Consider the following 24,067-nt stretch of genomic DNA (forward strand, 5'->3'; position numbering starts at 1 on the left):
GGCTCGCTCCCACAGGGGAACGCGGTCAACTGTGGGAGCGAGCTTGCTCGCGATTGGATTTCAAGCCGAATCGAGCCAGTGGCCCTGATCTGATCCTGCGCCGAACCCTCCCTTGAGCTAGCGTAATACCAGTACCGCCGAGCCCTGCGATTAGTCCTTAGCCCCCTATCCATGTTTAACTTGAACGTTCATTCAAGTTAAACCGGCGGTTCGCTGCCCGCTCACAACAGGAGGCTTGCCTTTGCTGAGTCCGATTTCTACAGCCACGTTTTACCCCTTCGAGGTGCACCGAACATGAGTGCATCGTCCATCCCTCCAAGCGGCCTGATCCGCATGAATCCGCCGGTGTTCTGGTTCTCGGCAAGCTTCATTCTGTTGTTTGGTGTCGTTGTCATCGCCATGCCCGAGCAGGCCGGTGCCTGGTTGCTGGCGGCGCAAAACTGGGCGGCCAATACGGTCGGCTGGTATTACCTGCTGGCGATGACCCTGTATCTGGTCTTCGTGGTGGTCACCGCCTTGTCCGGCTACGGCAAGATCAAGCTCGGTGCCGACCACGACGAACCCGAATTCAGTTATTTGTCCTGGGCCGGCATGCTGTTCGCCGCCGGGATCAGCATCACCCTGTTTTTCTTCTGTGTGTCCGAGCCGCTGACCCACATGCTGCAACCGCCCCAGGGCGAGGCCGGTACGGCAGATGCTGCGCGCCAGGCGATGCAGATTCTGTTTCTGCACTGGGGCCTGCATGGCTGGGGCGTGTTCGCCTTTGTCGGCATGGCGCTGGCCTACTTTGCCTACCGGCATAACCTGCCACTGGCCCTGCGCTCGGCGCTGTATCCGCTGATCGGCAAGCGCATCAATGGCCCCATCGGCTACGCGGTGGATGGTTTCGGCATCATCGCCACGGTGTTCGGCCTCGGTGCCGATATGGGCTTCGGTGTGTTGCACCTCAACTCGGGCCTGGACTACCTGTTCGGCATCGCCCATACCCAATGGGTTCAGGTCGGCCTGATCACCTTGATGATGGGCGCTGCGATCATCGTTGCCGTATCCGGCGTCGACAAGGGTGTGCGAGTCATGTCCGACATCAACATGCTGCTGGCCTGTGCGCTGCTGCTGTTCGTGCTGTTCGCCGGCCCCACGCAGCACCTGCTCAACACCCTGATCCAGAACCTTGGCGATTACCTCGGCGCCTTGCCGATGAAGAGTTTCGACCTCTACGCCTACGACAAACCCAGCGACTGGCTGGGCGGCTGGACAGTGTTCTACTGGGCCTGGTGGATAGCATGGTCACCGTTCGTGGGTCTGTTCATTGCTCGGATTTCCCGTGGTCGCACCATCCGCGAGTTCGTCTTCGGCGTGCTGTTGATTCCGCTCGGCTTCACCCTGGCGTGGATGTCGATCTTCGGCAACAGCGCCATCGATCAAGTGCTCAACCACGGCATGAGCGCTCTCGGCATGTCGGCCATCGACAATCCGTCGATGACGCTCTACCTGTTGCTGGAAACCTACCCGTGGAGCAAAACCGTCATTGCGGTCACGGTGTTCATCAGCTTCGTGTTCTTCGTCACCTCCGCCGACTCCGGCACCGTGGTGCTGTCGACGCTGTCCGCCAAGGGCGGCAATCCTGATGAAGACGGGCCGAAATGGCTGCGGGTTTTCTGGGGCGCGATGACCGCATTGGTGACCAGCGCGCTGCTGTTTTCCGGCAGTATCGATGCGTTGAAGTCGGCGGTGGTCCTGACCTCGTTGCCGTTCTCGCTGATCTTGCTGTTGATGATGTGGGGGCTGCACAAGGCGTTTTATCTGGAATCGCAGAAGCAGATTGCGCAGATGCATTCCTTGGCACCGGTGTCCGGTTCACGGCGGGGCGGTTGGCGCCAGCGCCTGAGTCAGGCGGTGCATTTCCCGTCGCGGGATGAGGTCTACCGTTTCCTCGATACGACGGTGCGTCCGGCGATTGAAGAAGTGTCTGCCGTGTTCACCGAAAAGGGTTTGCACGTAGCGACACACCCGGACCCGGCCAATGACAGCGTCAGCCTGGAAATCGGCCATGGCGACCAGCATCCGTTCGTTTATCAGGTGCAGATGCGCGGCTATTTCACGCCATTGTTTGCCCGTGGCGGGATGGGTTCCAAGCAACTCAACAATCGTCGTTACTACCGGGCCGAAGTGCATTTGAGCGAGGGCAGTCAGGATTACGATCTGGTGGGCTACTCCAAGGAACAGATCATCAACGACATCCTCGACCAGTACGAACGGCACATGCAGTTCCTGCATCTGGTGCGTTGATCAAGGCTTTCACGTTTCGGTGGTCAACACCATGAACAACACCAGCGCCGCCACCGGGACACCGAACACGGCGCTACCGACCACCAGTTCGCTGCTCAATGGCTGGCCGGCATGCACTATGCCGACTGCGCCATTGATTAGCGTCAGCGCCAGCCACAGCAGGATAAAACTGTAGGCCAGGGTCTGGCGGGTGAAGCCGACTTTCTCGCCGATGTAGAGCATCAGCGCCAGGAGAATCAGGCCGAAGGTGATGATGATGGTGGTGTGCATGGTGGGTTCTGCCTGCCGGATATGTATTGACGGGGCGACCGCCTTCGCGAGCAAGCCCGCTCCCACATTGATCCTGATTGCTCACAAAATTTGTGTTCAAAGGAGATCTCTTGTGGGAGCGGGCTTGCTCGCGAAGGGGTCACCTCGGTATTGGTTTGAGCATAGTTAAACCAACCCACCATTCACCCGCAGAATCTGCCCGTTGACCCACGCCGAATCCGGCCCGACCAAAAGCGACACCACACGGGCAATATCTTCTGGCTGACCCAAACGCTCCAGCGGCGCCATTTTGGCGAAGGTCTGGATCTGTTCTTCGCTCTTGCCATGCAGGAACAAGTCGGTGGCCACGGGCCCGGGAGCCACCGCGTTGACGGTGATGTTGCGCCCGCGCATTTCCTTGGCGAATACCTGGGTCAGGGATTCCACTGCCGCTTTGCTGGCGATGTACACCGCGTAGCCCGGCAGGTTCATGCCGACGGTGCTGCTGGAGAAGTTGATGATCCGGCCACCGCTGTTCAGGCGGGTTGCCGCTTCACGCAGGGTATTGAAGGTACCGCGAGCGTGGATGTTGAAGTTCTGCTCGAACAGTTCGTCGCTGTGTTGCGCCAGCGGCAGCACTTTGAGGATGCCGGCGTTGTTCACCAACACATCGACCTTGCCGAACTGGGTTTCAACCTCGTCGAACATCCGGCGTACGTCGTCGGCGTTGGCTACATCGGCCTTGATCGCCAGGGCCTGGTAACCGGCCTGACGCAGCTCCACCACCCGTTTCGAGGCTTCGGTGGCGCTGCTGGCGTAGTTGATGGCAACGGCGAAACCTTCGCTGGCCAGTTGTTTGGCGATGACCGCGCCAATGCCGCGGGAGGCGCCGGTCACGATGGCAACTTTCGGAGTCTGATGAGCCATGTTGGTGTTCCTGTTGATGGGGTGTGAAGCCAATTTCACATGTTTACTCAGGGCGATAAATGCACGAGAGTTGCCTTGACTGTTCAATGATCGCCAACAATCGAGTGCCTGGAGTGAGCTGTGGACCAAGTCAAAGCGATGAAGGTTTTTGTGCGGATCTACGAGCGCAGCAGCTTCACGCAGGCTGCCGATGACCTGAACCTGCCACGCGCGACGCTGACCCACACCTTGAATCAGTTCGAGGCCTGGCTGGGGACGCGTTTGTTGGAGCGCAGCACGCGTAAAGTGCGTCCGACGCTGGATGGCGAGGCGTACTACCTGCGTTGCGTGCAACTGCTGGCAGAGCTGGAAGAAGCGGAATTGGCGTTTCGCGGTGTGGCACCGAAGGGCGGTTGCGGGTGGACTTGCACGGGACATTGGCCAAGCACTTCGTGATCCCGGCTTTGCCACAATTCATGGCGCGTTATCCCGACATCGAGCTGTCCATCAGCGAGGCTGACCGCTTTGTCGACCTGATCGCCGAAGGCGTCGACTGCGTGCTGCGCGCCGGCACTTTGAGCGACTCCGCACTGATCGGAAAACGTGTCGCCAACCTGCGTCAAATCACCTGCGCCAGTCCCGCCTATCTGCGCAAGTACGGCGAACCGAAAAGCCTTGCCGACCTGAGCCTGCACCGTGCGGTGAACTACGTTTCGCGCACGACGGCCAAGTTGTTCCCGTTTGAATTCATGGTGGACGGTGAACTCAAGGAAGTGGCCATCGACGGTGTGGTCTCGGTGTTCGGCGCGGAAATCTACGCCGCCTCGGCGATTGCCGGACTGGGCCTGATCCAGTGCCCGCACTATCGAATGCAAACGCAGATTTCCCAAGGCCTGGTGCAGGAAGTCCTCGTCGACACACCACCGCCATCGATGCCGGTATCGGTGTTGTACCCGCACAACCGACACATGTCGCCCAGGGTTCGGGTGTTTGTGGACTGGTTGGGGGAGGTGTTTGCGGGGGCCACGTGAAGATGAAACAAATGAAACGTTTCAGCCATTAGTCGAATCCGGGGTTTGTCCGGGCGTATGCTGGGCGACTGGCAAAGCAGTCGATACCAGATTCAAGACAGACAAGAGAGGATTCGATGACTTACACCGCTGCCGAAAACCGCTACGACTCCATCCCTTACCGCCGCGTGGGCCGCAGCGGCCTGGTGCTGCCGGCGCTGTCGTTGGGCCTGTGGCACAACTTCGGCGACAGCACGCCGATCGATACCCAGCGCGCGTTGTTGCGCACGGCATTCGATCTGGGCATCAACCATTTCGACCTGGCCAACAACTACGGCCCGCCGTATGGCAGCGCCGAGATCAACTTCGGCCGTTTACTGCGCGAAGACTTCAAGCAGTACCGCGACGAGCTGATCATTTCCAGCAAGGCCGGTTGGGACATGTGGCCCGGCCCTTACGGTCAGGGCGGCGGTTCGCGCAAGTACGTGCTGGCCAGCCTCGACCAGAGCCTGCAACGCCTGGGCGTGGACTACGTCGACATCTTTTATTCCCACCGCTTCGATCCGGACACCCCGCTGGACGAAACCGCCAGCGCACTGGCCACTGCGGTGCAGCAGGGCAAGGCGCTATACATCGGCATTTCGTCCTATTCCGGGGTGAAAACCCGCGAAATGGCGGCGTTGCTCAAAGAGTGGAAAGTGCCGCTGCTGATTCACCAACCAGCCTACAACCTGCTCAATCGCTGGGTGGAAAAAGACTTGCTGGATACCACCGACGAACTCGGCACTGGCGTGATTGCCTTCACGCCGCTGGCGCAGGGATTGCTGACCGACAAATACCTCAACGGCGTGCCGACGGATGCACGGGTCAATCGTCCGGGGGGTGGTTCGTTGCAGGCGTCGCACTTGTCCGAGGCCAACATCGCCCAGGTGCGGGCACTCAACGAAATCGCCCAGCGTCGTGGCCAGAGCCTGGCGCAACTGGCGCTGGCCTGGACCCTGCGCGATCCTCGGGTCACTTCGGCCTTGATTGGCGCAAGCCGGCCGGAGCAGATCATCGAGAACGTCGGGGCGTTGAAGAACCTGAGCTTTAGTGCAGAGGAACTGGCGGAGATTGACCGGTTTGCCCAGGAGGGCGGGATCAATCTTTGGGAGAAGCCTTCTATTGCTGAATAAGTTTCAGGCGGCGGCCTTCAGATTGCTTTCGCGAGCAAGCCCGCTCCCACAGGGAAACGCATTCCAAATGTGGGAGCGGGCTTGCTCGCGAAGAGGCCAGAGCCAACAATGAAGAACCTGGGGTTCAGCGAAAAAACGGCACATCCCCCAACACCGTCGCCCGCTGCATCACCCGCCGCGCCGGCCGGTAGTCATCCACCGCGTAATGCTGGGTCACGCGGTTATCCCAGAATGCGATGTCGTCTTTCTGCCAGCGCCAGCGAATGGTGAATTCCGGCCGCGTTGAATGGGCGAACAGGAACTTCAGAATCGCCTCACTCTCGGTTTCCGACAGCTCGTTGATCTTCGAAGTGAAACCTTCGTTGACGAACAGCGAGCGGCGCCCGCTTACCGGGTGCGTGCGGATCACCGGGTGCGACAGCGGCGGATTCTTGCGCCGTGCTTCTTCCCACTGGGCCAGCGCCTCGGGCGTGTTGCCATAGCGCTCCAGCGGAAATGAACGAGTGAAGTCATGGGTGGCGGTCAGACCTTCGAGCAAGGTTTTCAGCGGCGTCGACAGGGCTTCATAGGCGGCAATCCCGCTGGCCCATAACGTGTCGCCACCAAACTCCGGCAGCAGCTTGGCACTGAGCACCGCACCCATGGCCGGGGTCGGCAGGAAGGTGATGTCGGTGTGCCAGATCGCGTTGTCGCGCACGTCGGTGACGGCGGTGTCGAGGATCAGCACTTCCGGTTGTTCCGGCACATTGGGGTAGATTGGGTGAATGTGCAGGTCGCCGAAATTCGCGGCGAATCGCGCCTGTTGCTGTGGCGTGATCGGTTGGTCACGGAAGAACAGCACCTGATGCTTGAGCAGGGCCTGTTCGATGGCATCGCGCTGCTCCAGGTTCAGCGGCTGGCTGATGTCGATGCCGCTGATTTGCGCACCGAGGGCGGAGCTTAGGGGGACGATGGTCAGGTGGCTCATGGTGGTTCTCTTAAATCCGGGGGGCCGTGCTTTTTGTGGGAGCGGGCTTGCTCGCGAAGAGGGCGTGTCATTCAACATTTATGTCACGTGATACACCGCTTTCGCGAGCAAGCCCGCTCCCACAGGTTTATTCAGTAATCAGTGGGCCTGACCATGCCACGGCACCAGTTTGCGTTGCAGGGCACGCAGGCCAAGCTCCATTGCGAAGGCGATCAGTGCGATCACCAGAATCCCCAGTACCACCACATCGGTGACCAAAAACTGTGCGGCCGATTGCACCATGAAGCCCAGTCCGCTGGTGGCGGCGATCAATTCGGCGGCGACCAGCGTCGACCAGCCTACGCCGAGACCGATACGCACACCGGTCAGGATATCCGGCAAGGCACTCGGCAAAATGACGTGGCGAATCAATTGCACGCGCGTTGCACCCAGCGACTGCGCGGCACGCAGTTTGGCCGGGTCGACCGTACGCACACCGGTGGCGGTGGCAATGGCAATCGGGGCGAAGATTGCCAGGTAGATCAGCAGCACTTTCGACAATTCACCGATACCGCACCAGATCACGATCAGTGGCAGGTAGGCCAGTGGTGGAATCGGCCGGTAGAACTCGATCAGCGGGTCGAGCACACCGCGGGCGATACGGTTGGCGCCGATGGCGATTCCCACCGGCACGGCGGTGAGAATCGCAAACCCGAGGCCCAGTCCGATGCGGCTCAGACTCGCGCCCAGGTGCTGCCACAGGGTTGAATCCATATAACCCGAGGTCGCCAGTAGCCAGCCTTTTTGCAGCACGGCGGAAGGTGGTGGCAGGAACAGCGGCTCGATCAAGCCGGTCGCCGTCACGGCCCACCAAATGGCAACGAGAACGACCAGCGTCAGCACACTGATCCAGCGAGTGCTCAAACGGCGACTTGCCGGAATTACGGCTGAGCCTGGCGTTATCGCCGCGACGGGAATTTCGTAACTGCTCATGCGCGCTCCTGCCGCTGGGCGGCGCTGCGTTGGGAGAACACTTTGGCGAGTACGTGTTCGCGGGTTTCGATAAAACGCGGGTCGGACTTGATCGAGCGGGCCGACTCACCGGCGGCATAACGCTGACCGAAATCGAGGCTCAGGCGTTCGACGATTTGCCCCGGGTTGGGCGCCAACAGAATCAGGTCGGTGGCGAGGAACACGGCTTCTTCGATGTCGTGGGTGATCAGGAACACCGGCTTGGCGGTGCGTTGCCAGACCTGCAGCAACAGCTCCTGCATCTGCTCGCGGGTAAAGGCGTCGAGAGCGCCGAAAGGTTCGTCCATCAGCAACACGCGCGGGTCGGCGGCGAGGGCGCGAGCCAGACCGACACGCTGCTTCTGGCCGCCCGAAAGCTGCCAGATGCGGCGCTGTTCAAAACCGGACAGATCGACCAGGGCGAGCATTTCCCTGGCGCGAGCTTCGCGTTTTTCCCGGGCGATACCGGCCAGCTCCAGGCCGAACCCGACGTTGGCCAGCACGTCTTGCCATGGCAGCAGCGCGTCGTCCTGAAACACCACGCCGCGCTCGGCACTCGGGCCTTTGACGGGCACGCCGTCGAGGGTGATGCGCCCGGCGCTGGGTTCGACGAAACCGGCAATCAGGTTCAACAGCGAAGTCTTGCCACTGCCGGACGGGCCGAGGGCGACCAGCAATTGCCGGGGCCCCAGGCTCAGAGAGATATCCGCCAACACCGGTTCCGGGTTGCCGGGGTACTGTGCGCTGATGCGCTCCAGCTGTAGCAAGGCCATCGCGTTGACTCCCGATCAGTTGGTGATGAACTTGGCGCTGACGTACGGCGCGTAGTCCGGCAGCACGGCCTCGACCTTGCCTTGTTCCTTGAGGAACGCCGCGGTGTCGGTGATGGCTTTGGTGGTCGGTGCGCCGAGGGTGAGCACCTGGTCAGCCGCCAGCGGGTAGACGTTGCCTTGCAGCAGCAATGGAATGTCACTGGCCTTGGCACCAGACAGTTTTACCAGCTTGTCGACGTTGCCCTGATTGGCGAGCCAGGTGTGCGGGTCTTTGCGGTAATCGGCGTAGGCGTCCAGAGTCACTTTGGCGAACGCGGTGACGATCTCCGGGTGCTTCTCGGCGAAATCCTTGCGCACGATCCAGGCATCGAAAGTCGGTGCGCCGAACTTGGCCAGCTCGCCGGAGGTGATCAGCACTTTGCCGTTTTCCTTGGCGACACCGAGGGCCGGATCCCAAACGTACGTGGCGTCGATGTCACCGCGTTTCCAGGCGGCAATGATCGCGGGTGGTGCGAGGTTGAGAATGGTGACTTTCGACGGGTCGATGTTCCAGTGCTTCAGCGCGGCGAGCAGGCTGTAGTGGCCGGTGGATACAAACGGCACGGCGATTTTCTTGCCGATCAGGTCTTGCGGGGTCTTGATCCCGGAACCGTCGCGGGCGACCAAGGCTTCGGCGGCGCCGATCTGGGTGGCGATGAGGAAGGTTTGCACCGGGACTTTGCGGGTGATGGCCGCGGTCAGAGGGCTGGAACCGAGGTAGCCGATCTGCACGTCACCAGAGGCGATGGCGGCGATGATATCGGCACCGTTGTCGAATTTTCGCCAGCTGATATCGGCCTTGGTGGCCTTTTCGTAGGCGCCGTCAGCCTGGGCGACTTTCGCCGGGTCAACGGTGGTCTGATAGGCGACGGTGAAGTCGGCCGCCTGGGCAAAAAAACTCGCGGTAGCCAAGGACGCGGCCGCCAGCAAGCGTAGAGGGAAAGTCAGTTTCATCAGAAAGCTCCTTGTCAGGCGACCGAGTGTCGGCGTGAGAAAGAGACTAAATGATCTAAGAATTCGAAAATAAATAACTTTTTCGAATTAGCTTATGAGAGGACAACTTGAGGAGCGACCGCTACGCGGTCATCGCGAGCAAGCTCGCTCCCACAGTGGATCTTCGGTGTGAGCACAATCGTGCAAACACCATTGAACCTTGTGGGAGCGAGCTTGCTCCGGGCGGCGCTCCGACGATAAGGTCCGCAGGACCTTCAGTTACTGATCGCCAGAATGCTCGCTTGGTACGCTCCGACAAACACATCGAAATCACCGACTTCGTTCTGCTCCAGCTCAGCCTGCTGAGCCAGCGAAGAACGCGCCCGCTCTTCAAACTTCGCCTGTTCCTCAGCCGGCAACGGCTCGCTGCGGAAGAACTCGGCATGGGCCTGGCTCTGGCGCAGGGAGAACTGGGCAAAGCTTTCCTTGTGTTCGGCCATCGCCGCCAATACCTGGGCCGACGGTGTCAGGGACGGGTCCTGGACCTTGGCCATCTGGGCGTCCAGCGACTTGCTGTGGGCATCGCCGCCATGGCTCTGGTCGAGCATCGCCGCCAGAGGGGCGATTTTTTCCAGCAGCTCGCCGGCCCATTCCTTCAGGTCGACCGGCTGGCCATCCCGTTGCAGTTGCAGGCCCGGACGACGACCTTCCTTGACCACGCTGAGGAAGTTCGAAGTCGCGTTGCCACAACTGGTGCTGGTGAGCAGCGGGCTGTCATTGAGCGCGCAGTACAGCAGGAACGCATCGAGGAAGCGTGACTCGGTAAGGTCGATGCCCATCGGCAGGAACGGGTTGATGTCCAGGCAGCGTACTTCGACGTACTGGATGCCACGGGCCATCAGTGCCTGGATAGGGCGCTCGCCGGTGTAGGTCACGCGTTTGGGGCGGATGTTGGAGTAGTACTCGTTTTCGATCTGCAGGATGTTGGTGTTGAGCTGCACCCACTCGCCATCCTGGTGGGTGCCGACTTCGACGTATGGCGCATACGGCGTGGCCACCGCTTTGCGCAGGCTGTCGGTGTAGCTGTTCAGATCGTTGTAGCACGGCGTCAGGCCGGCCTGGGCGTTGCTCTGGTAACCCAGGTCGCTCATGCGCAGGCTGGTGGCGTACGGCAGGTACAAGGTCTGCGGGTCCAGTTGTTCCAACTGGTGCGAACGACCGCGCAAGAAGCCGGCGTCCAGTGCCGGCGAGGCGCCGAACAGGTACATCAGCAGCCAGCTGTAGCGGCGGAAGTTACGGATCAGCGCGATATAGGACGCCGACTGGAAGTCGCGGTCGGTGCCGACAAAGCCTTCGGCCTGCTTGAGCAAAGGCCAGAGTTTTTCCGGCAGGGAAAAGTTGTAGTGGATGCCGGCAATGCATTGCATGGTCTTGCCGTAACGCAGGGCCAGACCCTTGCGGTAGACGTACTTGAGCTGCCCGATATTGGACGTGCCGTAATAGGCGATCGGGATATCTTCCTCGGCCGGCAACGGGCAGGGCATCGATGGGCTCCACAGATACTCGTTGCCAAGCTTGCTGTAGGCAAAGCGGTGAATGCTGTCCAGGCTCGCCAGCGTATCGGCAGGATCGGGCAGGGCCGGGGTGATGAACTCCAGCAGCGACTCGGAATAGTCGGTGGTGATCTGTTCATTGGTCAGCGCGGAACCCAATTCTTCCGGGTGCGGCGTTTGCGCCAGGCGACCTTCATCGGTCACGCGCAGGCATTCACGTTCGATGCCGTGAAGGCACTGTTCGAGCAGAGAGTGGTTAGCGCGCTCGCCGAGCAGGGCCAGGCGGCGGTTGAGAAGTTCGCTCAAGTTGGATTCCTTCACGCGTCAGTCGCCCCAATATGGGGGTGGGCAAGACGGTCTACAAGGGTGAAGTTAAAACTGGCGTTTTCGCCTGGTTTTGGATCTCGCCGCAATCGATGTGGGAGTGGACCTGTGGCGAGGGGGCTTGCCCCCGTTGGGCTGCGAAGCAGCCCCAAAACCTCTGATGTTCCAAGATATTGTGAGTGCTACGCACTCAAACGGGGGCAAGCCCCCTCGCCACAAGCCCGCTCCCACAGGAAATTCCGACACTGTGGTCACAGCGCCGAAATTAACTCAATTTGATGACGACTAGCTACAGGACAGCGAACGTGCCTTGTGCTTTTGCGACCAGTTTGTCGCCCTGCGTCACATCAGCCTCGACCACCAACGTGCGGCGGCCTGGATGAATCACCCGTGCCGTGCACATCACCTCGCCGTCAGAGACGGCGCGAATGTAGTTGATCTTGCACTCGATGGTCGCGCTCTGCTGGTCAAAGCCGTGGGTGCTGGAACAGGCCAGCCCCATGGCAATGTCCACCAGGCTGAACAAGGCCCCGCCGTGCAGCTTGCCGCCGCGATTGCGCAGCTCCGGTTCCAGCGCCAGGGCGACTTGCGCCACCCCGGTTTCCAGGCTGTGCAAGCGGCAGCCCAGTAGCTTGAAAAACGCGCTTTCGGTCAGCCCGGCGGGAATGTCCATCAACGTTTCTTCAGCTGCTTGGCATTGGCGAACAGCGAAGCCATGGCGTTGTTGCTCGGGGTCGCTGCCGTGGTTTCCTTGCGCGGTGCGGTGTTCTGGGATTGGCGTGGCGCCGAACCCGGACGTGCGCCGCGGGCACCGTCGATTTTCTCGCCCGGGGTATCGCTCATGCGCATCGACAGGCCCACGCGTTTGCGCGGGATGTCGACTTCCATGACCTTCACTTTCACCACGTCACCGGCCTTCACCGCTTCTCGTGGATCCTTGATGAACTTCTCCGAAAGCGCGGAGATGTGCACCAAACCGTCCTGATGCACACCGATATCGACGAAAGCACCGAAGTTGGTCACGTTGGTCACCACGCCTTCGAGGATCATGCCCAGTTGCAGGTCCTTGAGGTCTTCGACGCCTTCCTGGAACTCGGCGGTCTTGAACTCTGGACGCGGGTCGCGACCGGGCTTTTCCAGCTCTTGCAGAATGTCGGTGACTGTCGGCAAACCGAAGGTTTCATCGGTGTACTTCTTCGGATCGAGACGCTTGAGGAACGCGGCATCGCCAATCAGCGAGCGAATGTCACGGTCGGTTTCGGCGGCGATGCGCTGAACCAGCGGATAGGCTTCCGGGTGAACCGCCGACGAGTCCAACGGGTTTTCGCCGTTCATGACGCGCAGGAATCCGGCGGCCTGTTCGAAGGTTTTTTCACCCAGGCGCGCGACTTTCTTCAAGGCTGCGCGAGTCTTGAATGCGCCGTGCTCATCGCGGTGGCTGACGATGTTCTGCGCCAGGGTCGCGTTGAGGCCGGAGATCCGCGCCAGCAGTGCCACGGAAGCCGTGTTCACGTCGACGCCGACGGCGTTCACGCAGTCCTCGACCACCGCATCCAGGCCACGGGCCAGTTTCAGCTGCGACACGTCGTGCTGGTACTGGCCGACACCGATGGATTTCGGATCGATCTTCACCAGCTCGGCCAACGGGTCTTGCAGGCGACGGGCAATCGACACGGCGCCACGGATCGACACGTCCAGGTCCGGGAATTCCTTGGAAGCCAGTTCCGACGCCGAGTAAACCGATGCGCCGGCCTCGGAAACCATGACCTTGGTCATTTTCATGGCCGGGTATTTTTTGATCAGTTCAGCGGCCAGCTTGTCGGTTTCGCGACTGGCGGTACCGTTGCCGATGGCGATCAGGTCCACCGAGTGCTTGGCGCACAGGGCGGCGAGCACGGCGAGGGTCTGGTCCCACTTGTTGTGCGGCACGTGCGGGTAAACCGTGGCGTGATCCAGCAGCTTGCCGGTGGAGTCGACCACGGCCACCTTGCAACCGGTGCGCAGGCCCGGGTCGAGGCCCAGGGTGGCGCGCGGGCCGGCCGGGGCCGACAGCAGCAGGTCGTGCAGGTTGTGGGCGAAGACGTTGATCGCTTCGGTTTCCGCGCCATCGCGCAGCTCACCCAGCAGATCGGTCTCCAGGTGGGTGTAGAGCTTGACCTTCCAGGTCCAGCGCACCACTTCACCCAGCCATTTGTCGGCGGCGCGGTTCTGGTTCTGGATGCCGAATTGCTGGCCGATCATGCCTTCGCACGGGTGCATGGTGCCCGGCAGTTCGTCGCCGACTTTCAGCGCGGAGCTGAGGATGCCTTCGTTACGGCCACGGAAAATCGCCAGCGCGCGGTGCGACGGCATGCTTTTGAGCGGTTCGTCGTGTTCGAAGTAATCGCGGAACTTGGCGCCTTCCTCTTCCTTACCGGCAATCACGCGGGCACTGAGGGTAGCTTCCTGCTTGAGGTAGCTGCGCAGCTTGTCCAGCAGGCCGGCGTCTTCGGCGAAGCGTTCCATCAGGATGTACTTGGCGCCTTCGAGGGCAGCCTTCACATCGGCCACGCCTTTTTCCGCGTCGATGAAGCGTGCGGCTTCGGTTTCCGGGCTCAGGGACGGGTCGTTGAACAGGCCGTCGGCCAGCTCGCCCAGGCCTGCTTCCAGGGCGATCTGGCCCTTGGTGCGGCGCTTCTGCTTGTACGGCAGGTACAAGTCTTCGAGACGGGTCTTGGTGTCGGCGAGCTTGATGTCGCGTTCAAGTTGCGGGGTCAGCTTGCCCTGCTCCTGGATGCTGGCGAGGATGCTGATACGCCGTTCGTCGAGTTCTCGCAGGTAGCGCAGGCGCTCTTCCAGATGACGCAATTGCGTATCGTCGAGGCTGCCGGTCACTTCTTTCCGGTAACGGGCGATGAAGGGAACGGTAGAGCCTTCATCGAGTAGCGCGACGGCCGCTTCGACCTGTTGTGGGCGTACACCGAGTTCCTCGGCGATGCGGCTGTTGATGCTGTCCATAAAACCACCTGACAAATTGTGAAAGCAGGCTCGCAGGCGCAGAGATAGGGCCTGGGCGAGTCTGGTTGAGCGGCCTGGCCTGCGCCGCTACCTGGATCAAAAGGTATCCCGTTGACCCGTGAAATCGAACAATTACTGCCGGCGCCATGAAAAAAATGGTGTCCGTCTGTAGTACCTGTCTGATGTTGCCTGACACAAAAGGCCGCGCATTATAACCAGCGTTCCGGCATTCGGGGACATCGCGGGTTGCAGGTGAAATGGCCGGTTTTCTGGCACTAAAGGAAAAATCTGCTAACAATGCACACGGTGCGTATAACGGCAGCTACGCCATAATGCGCGCCGAGATCAAAGGAGCATCCAATGAGCAGCACTGCACAAACTGCTGAAGGCGAAAAAATTCTTATTGTTGACGACGATCCTGGGCTCAGCAGCCTGCTGGAGCGTTTTTTCGTCAGCAAGGGCTACCGCGCCCGCGCCGTACCGAACACTGAGCAAATGGATCGCCTGCTGGCCCGCGAAGTGTTCAACCTGGTCGTACTCGACCTGATGCTGCCCGGTGAAGACGGCTTGACCGCCTGCCGCCGTCTGCGCGGCGCGAACAACCAGATTCCGATCATCATGCTGACCGCCAAGGGCGACGAGCTGAGCCGCATCAAGGGCCTGGAGCTGGGTGCCGACGATTACCTGGCCAAGCCGTTCAACCCCGATGAGCTGATGGCTCGCGTCAAAGCGGTCCTGCGTCGCCAGTCGGCTCCAGTGCCGGGCGCACCAGGCAGCGAAGACGAAAGCGTGACCTTCGGTGACTATGAATTGTCCCTGGCTACCCGCGAGCTCAAGCGCGGCGAAGAAGTGCACATGCTCACCACCGGTGAGTTCGCTGTACTCAAGGCCCTGGTGATGAACGCGCGTCAACCGCTGACCCGCGACAAATTGATGAACCTGGCCCGTGGCCGCGAGTGGGATGCCCTGGAGCGTTCCATCGATGTGCAGATTTCCCGTCTGCGCCGGATGATCGAGCCCGATCCGTCCAAACCGCGTTACATCCAGACTGTCTGGGGCGTGGGTTACGTGTTTGTACCGGATGGTACCGCCACCAAGTGATTGGCGATTTGTAGGAGCGGGTCACGCGGACATCGGATCAATCGATCCTGTCCGCAGACTCGCGATCCGCAATATGCGAGCATCGCTCGCTCCTGCAAGTGTTTAACGGTTATCCATGAAAACCCCCGTTTGGTTTCCCCAGAGCTTCTTCTCCCGCACCCTTTGGCTGGTGCTCATCGTCGTACTCTTCTCCAAGGCGCTGACCCTGGTTTATCTGCTGATGAACGAAGACGTGCTGGTGGACCGCCAGTACAGCCACGGTGTCGCCCTGACGCTGCGCGCCTATTGGGCTGCCGATGAAGAAAACCGCGGCAAGATCGCCGAGGCCGCGACCTTGATCCGGGTGGTGGGTGCCGGCGTGCCGGAAGGCGAACAGCACTGGCCTTACAGCGAGATCTACCAGCGGCAGATGCAGGCGGAGCTGGGTGCCGACACTGAGGTCCGGCTGCGCATGCATTCGCCACCGGCGCTGTGGGTCCGGGCGCCAAGCCTGGGTGATGGCTGGCTGAAAGTACCGCTTTATCCCCATCCGTTGCGCGGCCAGAAAATCTGGAACGTGCTGGGCTGGTTCCTCGCTATTGGCCTGCTGTCCACCGCTTCGGCCTGGATCTTCGTCAGCCAGCTCAATCAACCTTTGAAGCGTCTGGTGTATGCCGCGCGGCAACTTGGCCAGGGCCGCAGTGTGCGCTTGCCAATCAGCGATACGCCGAGCGAGATGACCGAGGTGTACCGCGCCTTCAACCAGATGGCTGAAGACGTCGAACAGGCCGGTCGCGAGCGTGAACTGATGCTGGCCGGGGTTTCCCATGATTTGCGCACGCCGTTGACGCGATTGCGTCTGTCCCTGGAGCTGATGGGCGATCACACGGACCTGACCGACGACATGGTGCGTGACATCGAAGACATGGATGCGATTCTCGATCAGTTCCTGGCGTTCATTCGTGACGGGCGCGACGAGTCGGTGGAAGAGGTCGACCTGAGCGACCTGGTCCGTGAAGTTGCCGCACCGTATAACCAGACCGAAGAAAAAGTGCGGCTCCGGCTGGAGCCTATCCAGCCGTTTCCGCTGCGTCGGGTATCGATGAAGCGACTGCTGAACAACCTGATCGGCAACGCGCTGCATCATGCCGGCAGCGGTGTGGAGGTGGCGGCGTATGTGTCCGGGGACACCAGCGCACCGTATGTAGTGCTGAGTGTCATGGACCGTGGTGCCGGAATCGATCCTTCGGAGCTGGAGGCGATTTTCAATCCGTTCACCCGCGGTGACCGTGCCCGGGGTGGCAAGGGCACCGGGTTGGGATTGGCGATCGTGAAGCGGATTGCTTCGATGCATGGCGGCAACGTTGAGCTGCGTAACCGCTCGGGCGGTGGGCTGGAAGCTCGGGTGCGGTTGCCGTTGGGGTTGCTGCTGCCGCGGGATGCCGTTTAAGGCCTGATTTTTTCAGTGGGGCTGACGGCCCCTTCGCGGGCAAGCCCGCTCCCACAGTGATTTTGGCTAAAACCCTGTGGGAGCGAGCTTGCTCGCGATGGCGGCATCCCTGCCGCCACAAGGCTTGAGGTTTAACCCTTCCCTTTGGTCCGAGTCATATTCGGCCCGCCATTCTTCTCCAGATGCTCAATGATGATCCCCGCCACATTCTTCCCGGTGGTGGTCTCAATTCCCTCCAGACCCGGCGACGAGTTAACTTCCATCACCAACGGCCCGTGATTGGAGCGCAGGATGTCGACACCTGCCACCGCCAGCCCCATGACCTTCGCCGCACGTAACGCCGTCATGCGCTCTTCCGGGGTGATCTTGATCAGGCTCGCGCTGCCGCCGCGATGCAGGTTGGAGCGAAATTCGCCGGGTTTGGCCTGGCGCTTCATCGCTGCAATCACCTTGTCGCCGACGACGAAGCAGCGAATGTCCGCACCACCGGCTTCCTTGATGTACTCCTGAACCATGATGTTCTGCTTGAGGCCCATGAACGCCTCGATCACCGATTCCGCGGCCGTGGCGGTTTCGCACAGCACCACGCCGATGCCCTGGGTGCCTTCCAGCACCTTGATCACCAACGGCGCACCGTTGACCATTTCGATCAGGTCGGGAATGTCATCGGGGGAGTGGGCAAACCCGGTCACCGGCAAGCCGATCCCGCGACGGGACAACAATTGCAGTGAACGCAGCTTGTCCCGCGAACGGGCAATGGCCACCGATTCGTTGAGCGGAAATACCCCCATCATTTCGAACTGGCGCAGCACTGCGCAGCCATAAAAGGTCACGGATGCACCGATCCGTGGAATCACCGCATCGAAACCCTCCAGCGGTTTGCCGCGGTAGTGGATCTGTGGCTTGTGGCTGGCGATGTTCATGTAGGCGCGCAAAGTGTCGACCACCACCATTTCATGGCCACGCTCGGTACCGGCTTCGACCAGACGACGGGTGGAATACAGACGCGGATTCCGCGACAGCACAGCGATCTTCATGCAACACCTGTGGAGGAGGTAGATACCGGGAACACCGGCTTGTCTTGTACGTACTTGATGCCCGGATTGACCACCAACTGGCCGTGAATCAGGGCTTTGGAGCCGAGCAGCAGGCGATAACGCATGGACTTGCGGCAGGCGAGCGTGAACTCGACCCGCCAGACCCGATCACCAAGGGCCAGGGTAGTGCTGATCACGTATCGCACCTGCGCGTGACCGTTTGAGCTTTTAATGGTTTTCATCGTCACCAGCGGTGCTTCGCAGCGTCGGTGGCGCAGTTGTACGACGGAACCCAGGTGGGCGGTAAAACGCACCCACTGCTCACCATCGCGCTCGAACAGCTCGATTTCGGTGGCGTGGAGGCTTGAGGTGCTGGCACCGGTGTCGATTTTTGCCCGAAGGCCGGCGACTCCCAAATCCGGGAGCGCCACCCACTCGCGCAGACCGACAACGGTCAAATGGTCAAATGTCTTCAATAGTGCTCAACCGGTAGAAACCGCTCGGGCCGCACGCGGCCGGATTCGCGGTATTCACGCAGAATAATGATTAAAAGGCGACAGATATCTACGGCCCGGATTTCCAGCCTCGCAAGGAGGTTATGGAATGTCAGCATTGTAATCCGAGACGGTGAAATTCTTGGTACGTCAGAAACGGTAGTACAGTTCACCAATATTTCAGAATGAGGAAATTCCATGGCACAAAAAAACGAAGAGGACGACAAAGTCCGCCTCGATAAATGGTTGTGGGCTGCACGATTCTACAAAACCCGCGCCCTGGCCAAAGCGGCGATTGAAAGCGGCAAGGTGCATTGCCGGGGCGAGCGCTGCAAGCCGGGTAAAGAGCCACGAATCGGCGATGAGTTCGTGATTCGCACCGGTTTCGAGGAGCGCACGGTGGTAGTCCTGGCACTGTCGATCGTTCGTCGCGGCGCACCGGAGGCGCAAACCTTGTATGCCGAAACCCTGGCCAGCATCGCCAAGCGCGAAGAGGCCGCAGCGCAAAGAAAGGCCGGAGCCCTGGGCGTGAGCACCGACGGTAAGCCAAGCAAGAAACAGCGGCGGGATTTGTTCAAGTTTCGTGGCAGCAGTAACGACGACTAATACAGATATTGCTCGGGCGAGTGCCGCGCACTCGCCAGGTTTCACCGCGCCTTCAGGCTCAGACTTGCAATTGACCCGGTGCGCATCCATATCTGTGCCTGGCCAGCAGTGCATCGCATGGACGATATCGCCGCTCGTCGAAAATCACACACAGTCTCTGATCTGTAGGCCATAACCACATTGCCAGCAGTGCAGAGCGGGAAACGACCCGGAACCCATCAGCGCTTGTTCCACCTGCTTGGATCAGGCCCGGATTGTTCATAAAATGCCTTTCATGGCTGAACATTGCGCACCCGAGTGGTCGCGCAAGGTAAATTTCTTGTTTCCTGTAACCATTTTCACTACTTCAGATACCCAGACCTATGACCGATCACGCGGATAACGACTTCACACAACGCTTCATCTTCGATGACAGCGACACCCGTGGCGAGCTGGTTTCGTTGGAGCTCAGCTACGCCGAAGTCCTGGCCAAACACGCCTACCCGCAGCCGGTCGCGCAACTGCTCGGCGAGCTGATGGCGGCCGCATCGTTGCTGGTCGGCACGATGAAGTTCGATGGCTTGCTGATTCTGCAAGCCCGCTCCGAAGGCCCGATCCCGCTGCTGATGATCGAGTGCTCCAGCGAGCGCGACATCCGTGGCCTGGCCCGTTACGACGCGGATCGCATCGCTCCCGATGCCACCCTGGCCGACCTGATGCCTGAAGGCGTCCTGGCATTGACCATCGACCCGAAACAGGGCCAGCGATACCAGGGCATCGTCGACCTCGACGGCGCCACCCTGTCCGAATGCTTCACCAACTATTTCGTCATGTCCCAGCAAGTCGGCACGCGTTTCTGGCTGTACGCCGATGGTCGTCGTGCCCGTGGTCTGTTGCTGCAACAACTGCCGGCCGATCGTTTGAAAGACGAAGACGAACGCGCCGCCAGCTGGCAGCACATCACCACTCTGGGCGGTACGCTGACCGCCGATGAGCTGTTGAGCCTGGACAACGAAACCGTGCTGCATCGCCTGTACCACGACGAGCAGGTGCGTCTGTTCGATGTGCAGAAGCTGCGCTTCCGTTGCAGTTGCTCGCGCGAACGTTCGGCCAATGCGCTGGTCAGTCTGGGTATGGAAGACGCGCAGCAATTGGTGGACGAACACGGTGGCAACATCGAAATCGATTGCCAGTTCTGCAACCAGCGCTACCTGTTTGACGCGGCCGATGTCACTCAATTGTTCGCCGGGGCGGGTATCGAGATGCCGTCAGATACCCGTCACTAAAACGGTTCAGCGCAGGTAAATTCACTGCCTTGCGCCGGATTAACGCCGTTACGACAGGAGGGGCCTACTCTTTTTGGGCTTTTCTGGCATAATCCGGCCCACTTTTTTCGCGGTAGTAGTGCACGACTTTCTACTACAAAAACGTTTGGAGCACTCGGCCACTGGCCGACGGGGAACCTCATGACGCAAGCCAACAATGCCGTGTACACCGATCTGAGTGTTGATGATCTGGTTAAAGAAGCCCTCAATCGCGGTGAAGGCGAGCTTGCCGATACCGGCGCGCTGGTTGTTCGTACCGGTCACCGTACCGGCCGTTCGCCAGTCGACCGTTTCATCGTTGAAGAGCCAAGCACCCAGGCTGCCATCGCCTGGGGCCCGATCAACCGCAAGTTCCCGGCCGACAAGTTCGACGCCCTGTGGGCTCGCGTTGAGGCATTCAACAACGCGCAAGAGCATTTCGTTTCCCACGTGCATGTAGGTGCGGCTTCCGAGCACTACCTGGCCGTGAAGATGACCACCCAGACTGCCTGGCAGAACCTGTTCGGCCGTTGCCTGTTCATCAACCCGGCTCAGTACAACCCGGCGGGTCGTGACGAGTGGCAGGTCCTCAACGTTGCCAACTTCGAGTGCGTGCCAGAGCGTGACGGCACCAACTCCGACGGCTGCGTGATCATCAACTTCGCACAGAAGAAAGTGCTGATCGCCGGCATGCGTTACGCCGGTGAAATGAAGAAAGCCATGTTCTCGGTGCAGAACTTCCTGCTGCCGGCTGCCGACGTACTGCCAATGCACTGCGCCGCCAACATCGGCGAAGAAGGCGACGTGACCCTGTTCTTCGGTCTGTCCGGCACTGGTAAAACCACCCTGTCGGCCGACGAAAGCCGTTACCTGATCGGTGACGACGAGCACGGCTGGGGCGAAGGCGTTGTGTTCAACATCGAAGGCGGTTGCTATGCCAAGTGCATCGACCTGTCCGAGAAGAACGAGCCGGTTATCTGGAAAGCCATCAAGCACGGCGCGGTACTGGAAAACGTCGTTATCGACGACGCCAAGCACGCCGACTACGCCGATGTCAGCCTGACCCAGAACAGCCGTGCCGCCTACCCGCTGGAGCACGTTGCCAAGCGCTCCGAGAAGAACCTCGGTGGCGAGCCGAACGCTGTGATCTTCCTGACCTGCGACCTGACCGGCGTACTGCCGCCAGTGTCGATCCTCAACGAAGAACAAGCGGCTTACCACTTCCTGTCCGGTTACACCGCCCTGGTCGGTTCGACCGAAATGGGTTCGGGCAGCGGCATCAAGTCGACCTTCTCCACCTGCTTCGGCGCGCCGTTCTTCCCGCGTCCAGCCGGCGAATACGCTGAGCTGCTGATCAAGCGCATCCGCGGCTTCGGCTCCAAGGTCTACCTGGTCAACACCGGCTGGACCGGCGGTGGCTACGGCGTCGGCAAACGCTTCAACATCCCGACCACTCGTGCCGTGATCGCAGCGATCCAGAGCGGCGCGCTGATCGGTACCGAGACCGAGCACCTGGACACCATCAACCTCGACGTGCCAGTGGCCGTACCGGGCGTTGAGACTGGCCTGCTGAACCCACGCAACACCTGGGCCGACGTAGCCGCCTACGACGAAGCCGCCAAAGCACTGGCCGGCCTGTTCATCGAGAACTTCAAGAAGTTCGAAGTGAGCGACGCGATCAAGGCTGCTGGTCCAAAGCTCTAAGCGTTGGATTGAGCTAACGAAAAAGCCGCCCCTCGGGGCGGCTTTTTTGTGCGCAAAATTCAGTTTTTCGCGGGCAAGTCAGAATGCGTCGGGCCGTTACAGGCCTTCGAGCTCATCCGTGTCCCAGCGTTGGGCCTTGATGGCCCGGTAGAGCATGCCGATGGTCAATGGCACCTTCTCGCCGCGACCCTTGGCTTTTCGCTTGAGATTCACGTCAAAGCCGTCGGGCTGGAAATAGCGATAACTGTCGAAATCCACGAAGTCGATGACGAAGTAGTCTTCCAGAGTTTCGATCAAATGCCGGGCGTCTGCACCGTTGCAGCCCAGGTCGAAATTGATCGAGGTGCCGAGGCTGATGGTTTTGCGTTCGGGGAAGCCAAGCTCCTCATGCAGCAGTTGCATGAGTTGCTGCATCAAGTGGTCGTCGGGGAGGTTGGAGGCGAGGTTCATTGGGGGAGATCCGTTTGGTCCTTAACGGATCTTATTGGTCGTCGGACTTGAGAGGAAGGGCCGGCTGAGTTGATTGCTCTCGGCTCAGCATTTTCAGTTTGCAAGGAGGACCGACGTTCACCCCGTAGGATCTCGTTCATTTGTTGCACGCTTTCCATTAGCTCATCAAAAAAACTGCTCATGGTTTCCTTCTGTATCCGATGAGGGCATTGAGTGGTTTGTTTCCAACGGAGCAAATCTTGTTTCTTGATCGCTCCTGCGCAGTGCGTGGGAGCGATCTCCATTAAAGATCAGACCGGAGCTTTCCAGTTGAGCATGCGTTGTTGGGCGACTTTGAGCAGGTCGCAGCCGTCCTGGGTCAGCAGGTAGAGCGCGTGGGTGATGTGCGGGATGTCTTTGAGGTCGCCGTGTTTGAAGCATTGGCAGTGCAGGGTTTGCAGCAATTCGCTGGAGGCCCGGATGCGCTGGAGGGCGGCTTCGAGGATGTCTTGAGGGTTGGCCTCTGTGTCGATGATCAGGGGCCGGGTGTCGGTGAGGTTGGATTGGAGTGGACGGTAGCGTTCGTTGGTGAACGGGTTCCATTTGTTCATTTTATGTATTCTCAAATGTTTTAGATGAAACCACCGCCATCGTGACCAAGCGATGGGAGGCGGACTGTGTTCGGGTTGGTCAACCGGGAGAACACACAAAACCGGCACGCTCGAAGGCGTCCCAAACACAGCCACCATAAAACGTGCAGACACTTGAGTGCCGGCAGCATACAACGGACGCGTTTATGTGTTCCATCGGGTGACCAAGCCCGAGTCGCTGATTTGGCAGCGACACTCCGGACTATAGGAGTGGGTCACTGTTCATCGATAGCCGACAAGTTGTCTTGTTTTGTAGGACCTTGCCGAAGCTTTCATAGGTCGTTGCTGACGGAGTTATCCACAGCGAGATTTCCAGAATGTGCTTGTCCTCAGAAGGACCGCGTTATCGTTCATCACGAGCAAGCTCGCTCCCACAGGAGATTGTGGTGGGGCTTCAGTCGGTGAGTTTCGGCAGGCGCTGCCGGGCGATGTCGAGCAGGTCGTTGCCGTCCTGGGTCAGCAGGTACAGGGCGCCGACGATCTTGGGGATGTCGCTCGCTTCGGCCTGTTTGAAACACGTGCAATAAAGGGTTTCGAGCAGGTCGCTGGCGGCGCGTATGCGTTGTCGGGCGGCGTCGAGGATCTCGTAGGGGTCGGCCTCGGTATCGATGACCAGCACTGGGGTTTCGCTGTAGCGGCTCTTGAGCGGGTGATAGCGGGCTGTCGGCGTGTCGGCTTTCTTCATCGAGTGGGTCCTGTGCGAAATCGGCAAGTGTTCCCGGCAGGCCGAGACACTGTTTTCAGCCGCGCCGGAAACTATAGGAGGACCTGGCGTTGCAGGACAAGATGGCTGAAATGGACAGGCGTTGTAGGGTATTTATCGTGTTCCGAGGAAAAGGCTTACACATTTTCGGAGGTTTGTGCGCCGTAGCCGCTGCCGGTAAAAATGCCTACGGGGTTATTGGTCGCTGTTTAGCAAGTATCGGCAGAGAGGGCTTTGGAAGCTGTCGGGTATTTCGAGTTTTGCGGTGGGTGTGCTGGCCTCTTCGCGAGCCTGCTCGCGAAAGCGATCTCAAGCCCTTCCAGCCATCCGCTGTATCATCCGGTATCGTTTTTGCCCCCGACCTTTTCTCGACTCGCTGCGATCGCCGGCCAGGCTTTTGACTCCGCAGCAGTCAACGGAGTGACA

21 protein-coding genes and 1 pseudogene are annotated in these 24,067 nt (G+C 60.1%); 8 read left to right on the plus strand and 14 right to left on the minus strand.

Going from position 1 to position 24,067, the window contains the following annotated elements:
- Positions 1-333: 333 nt before the first annotated feature.
- On the plus strand, positions 334-2,289 hold the full coding sequence (betT, locus tag KGB29_RS28215; RefSeq protein WP_223616512.1) for a choline transporter BetT: 1,956 nt from the start codon (positions 334-336) through the stop codon (positions 2,287-2,289).
- A gap of 9 nt (positions 2,290-2,298) precedes the next feature.
- Here the strand turns inward: betT and KGB29_RS28220 are convergent, their stop codons facing one another.
- Entirely contained in the window at positions 2,299-2,559 is a 261-nt protein-coding gene (locus KGB29_RS28220) for a hypothetical protein (protein WP_102670676.1), read from the minus strand.
- A gap of 165 nt (positions 2,560-2,724) precedes the next feature.
- On the minus strand, positions 2,725-3,465 hold the full coding sequence (locus KGB29_RS28225; protein WP_150812046.1) for an SDR family oxidoreductase: 741 nt from the start codon (positions 3,463-3,465) through the stop codon (positions 2,725-2,727).
- Between the two features lie 120 nt (positions 3,466-3,585).
- On the opposite strand from KGB29_RS28225, the pseudogene KGB29_RS28230 reads away from it, so the two are divergent.
- Positions 3,586-4,475: pseudogene (locus KGB29_RS28230) on the plus strand (LysR family transcriptional regulator).
- A 116-nt stretch (positions 4,476-4,591) separates the two neighbouring features.
- Positions 4,592-5,629: an L-glyceraldehyde 3-phosphate reductase gene (mgrA, locus tag KGB29_RS28235; protein WP_150812044.1), complete on the plus strand. Its 1,038-nt coding sequence runs from the start codon at positions 4,592-4,594 to the stop codon at positions 5,627-5,629.
- Between the two features lie 124 nt (positions 5,630-5,753).
- On the opposite strand, the gene tauD is transcribed toward mgrA, so the two are convergent.
- The 7 genes from tauD to KGB29_RS28270 form a co-directional block, all read right to left on the minus strand.
- On the minus strand, positions 5,754-6,596 hold the full coding sequence (tauD, locus tag KGB29_RS28240; RefSeq protein WP_154910736.1) for a taurine dioxygenase: 843 nt from the start codon (positions 6,594-6,596) through the stop codon (positions 5,754-5,756).
- A gap of 138 nt (positions 6,597-6,734) precedes the next feature.
- Entirely contained in the window at positions 6,735-7,568 is an 834-nt protein-coding gene (gene tauC / locus KGB29_RS28245; RefSeq protein WP_154910735.1) for a taurine ABC transporter permease TauC, read from the minus strand.
- Positions 7,565-8,359, minus strand: a complete 795-nt coding sequence (tauB, locus tag KGB29_RS28250; protein WP_154861255.1) for a taurine ABC transporter ATP-binding subunit — start codon at positions 8,357-8,359, stop codon at positions 7,565-7,567. The genes tauC and tauB overlap by 4 nt, the downstream gene beginning before the upstream one ends.
- 15 nt (positions 8,360-8,374) lie before the next feature.
- Entirely contained in the window at positions 8,375-9,352 is a 978-nt protein-coding gene (tauA, locus tag KGB29_RS28255) for a taurine ABC transporter substrate-binding protein (RefSeq protein WP_154910734.1), read from the minus strand.
- Between the two features lie 254 nt (positions 9,353-9,606).
- Positions 9,607-11,190 carry a glutamate--cysteine ligase gene (gene gshA / locus KGB29_RS28260; protein WP_154910733.1) on the minus strand — a complete coding sequence of 528 codons (1,584 nt, stop codon included), beginning with the start codon at positions 11,188-11,190 and terminating at the stop codon, positions 9,607-9,609.
- A 307-nt stretch (positions 11,191-11,497) separates the two neighbouring features.
- Positions 11,498-11,881, minus strand: a complete 384-nt coding sequence (locus tag KGB29_RS28265; protein WP_150812039.1) for a PaaI family thioesterase — start codon at positions 11,879-11,881, stop codon at positions 11,498-11,500.
- Positions 11,881-14,205 carry a Tex family protein gene (locus KGB29_RS28270; RefSeq protein WP_154861251.1) on the minus strand — a complete coding sequence of 775 codons (2,325 nt, stop codon included), beginning with the start codon at positions 14,203-14,205 and terminating at the stop codon, positions 11,881-11,883. Before KGB29_RS28270 ends, KGB29_RS28265 begins: the two co-directional genes overlap by 1 nt.
- A gap of 360 nt (positions 14,206-14,565) precedes the next feature.
- On the opposite strand from KGB29_RS28270, the gene ompR reads away from it, so the two are divergent.
- Both ompR and KGB29_RS28280 read left to right on the plus strand, forming a co-directional pair.
- Entirely contained in the window at positions 14,566-15,306 is a 741-nt protein-coding gene (gene ompR / locus KGB29_RS28275; protein ID WP_007983158.1) for a two-component system response regulator OmpR, read from the plus strand.
- A 115-nt stretch (positions 15,307-15,421) separates the two neighbouring features.
- Complete coding sequence (locus tag KGB29_RS28280; protein WP_090452519.1) at positions 15,422-16,735, plus strand: ATP-binding protein; 1,314 nt, start codon at positions 15,422-15,424, stop codon at positions 16,733-16,735.
- 131 nt (positions 16,736-16,866) lie between these two features.
- On the opposite strand, the gene rimK is transcribed toward KGB29_RS28280, so the two are convergent.
- Both rimK and KGB29_RS28290 read right to left on the minus strand, forming a co-directional pair.
- Positions 16,867-17,772: a 30S ribosomal protein S6--L-glutamate ligase gene (gene rimK, locus KGB29_RS28285; RefSeq protein ID WP_007972871.1), complete on the minus strand. Its 906-nt coding sequence runs from the start codon at positions 17,770-17,772 to the stop codon at positions 16,867-16,869.
- The gene (locus tag KGB29_RS28290; RefSeq protein ID WP_174245532.1) at positions 17,769-18,230 is read right to left on the minus strand and encodes an ATP-dependent zinc protease; all 462 of its coding nucleotides are present in this window, start codon (positions 18,228-18,230) and stop codon (positions 17,769-17,771) included. Before KGB29_RS28290 ends, rimK begins: the two co-directional genes overlap by 4 nt.
- A 234-nt stretch (positions 18,231-18,464) precedes the next feature.
- On the opposite strand from KGB29_RS28290, the gene KGB29_RS28295 reads away from it, so the two are divergent.
- The 3 genes from KGB29_RS28295 to KGB29_RS28305 all read left to right on the plus strand — a co-directional run bounded on the left by KGB29_RS28295 (position 18,465) and on the right by KGB29_RS28305 (position 21,859).
- Positions 18,465-18,872 carry an RNA-binding S4 domain-containing protein gene (locus tag KGB29_RS28295; protein WP_090452521.1) on the plus strand — a complete coding sequence of 136 codons (408 nt, stop codon included), beginning with the start codon at positions 18,465-18,467 and terminating at the stop codon, positions 18,870-18,872.
- 362 nt (positions 18,873-19,234) lie between these two features.
- Positions 19,235-20,137: an Hsp33 family molecular chaperone HslO gene (gene hslO, locus KGB29_RS28300; protein ID WP_154910732.1), complete on the plus strand. Its 903-nt coding sequence runs from the start codon at positions 19,235-19,237 to the stop codon at positions 20,135-20,137.
- A gap of 180 nt (positions 20,138-20,317) precedes the next feature.
- Positions 20,318-21,859: a phosphoenolpyruvate carboxykinase gene (locus KGB29_RS28305; RefSeq protein WP_057712463.1), complete on the plus strand. Its 1,542-nt coding sequence runs from the start codon at positions 20,318-20,320 to the stop codon at positions 21,857-21,859.
- Between the two features lie 96 nt (positions 21,860-21,955).
- Here the strand turns inward: KGB29_RS28305 and KGB29_RS28310 are convergent, their stop codons facing one another.
- From KGB29_RS28310 to KGB29_RS28320, 3 genes are all read right to left on the minus strand, one after another.
- The gene (locus KGB29_RS28310; RefSeq protein WP_154861249.1) at positions 21,956-22,309 is read right to left on the minus strand and encodes a DUF1493 family protein; all 354 of its coding nucleotides are present in this window, start codon (positions 22,307-22,309) and stop codon (positions 21,956-21,958) included.
- 290 nt (positions 22,310-22,599) lie between these two features.
- Positions 22,600-22,899 carry a hypothetical protein gene (locus KGB29_RS28315; protein WP_154910731.1) on the minus strand — a complete coding sequence of 100 codons (300 nt, stop codon included), beginning with the start codon at positions 22,897-22,899 and terminating at the stop codon, positions 22,600-22,602.
- Positions 22,900-23,332: 433 nt separating this feature from the next.
- Positions 23,333-23,623 (minus strand): hypothetical protein, encoded by a 291-nt coding sequence (locus tag KGB29_RS28320; protein WP_150812035.1) that lies wholly within the window; start codon positions 23,621-23,623, stop codon positions 23,333-23,335.
- Positions 23,624-24,067: the final 444 nt, after the last annotated feature.

Origin of the sequence: Pseudomonas sp. BF-B-30, from assembly GCF_019956305.1 — a bacterium.
In the GTDB taxonomy this organism is placed as follows: domain Bacteria; phylum Pseudomonadota; class Gammaproteobacteria; order Pseudomonadales; family Pseudomonadaceae; genus Aquipseudomonas; species Aquipseudomonas jessenii.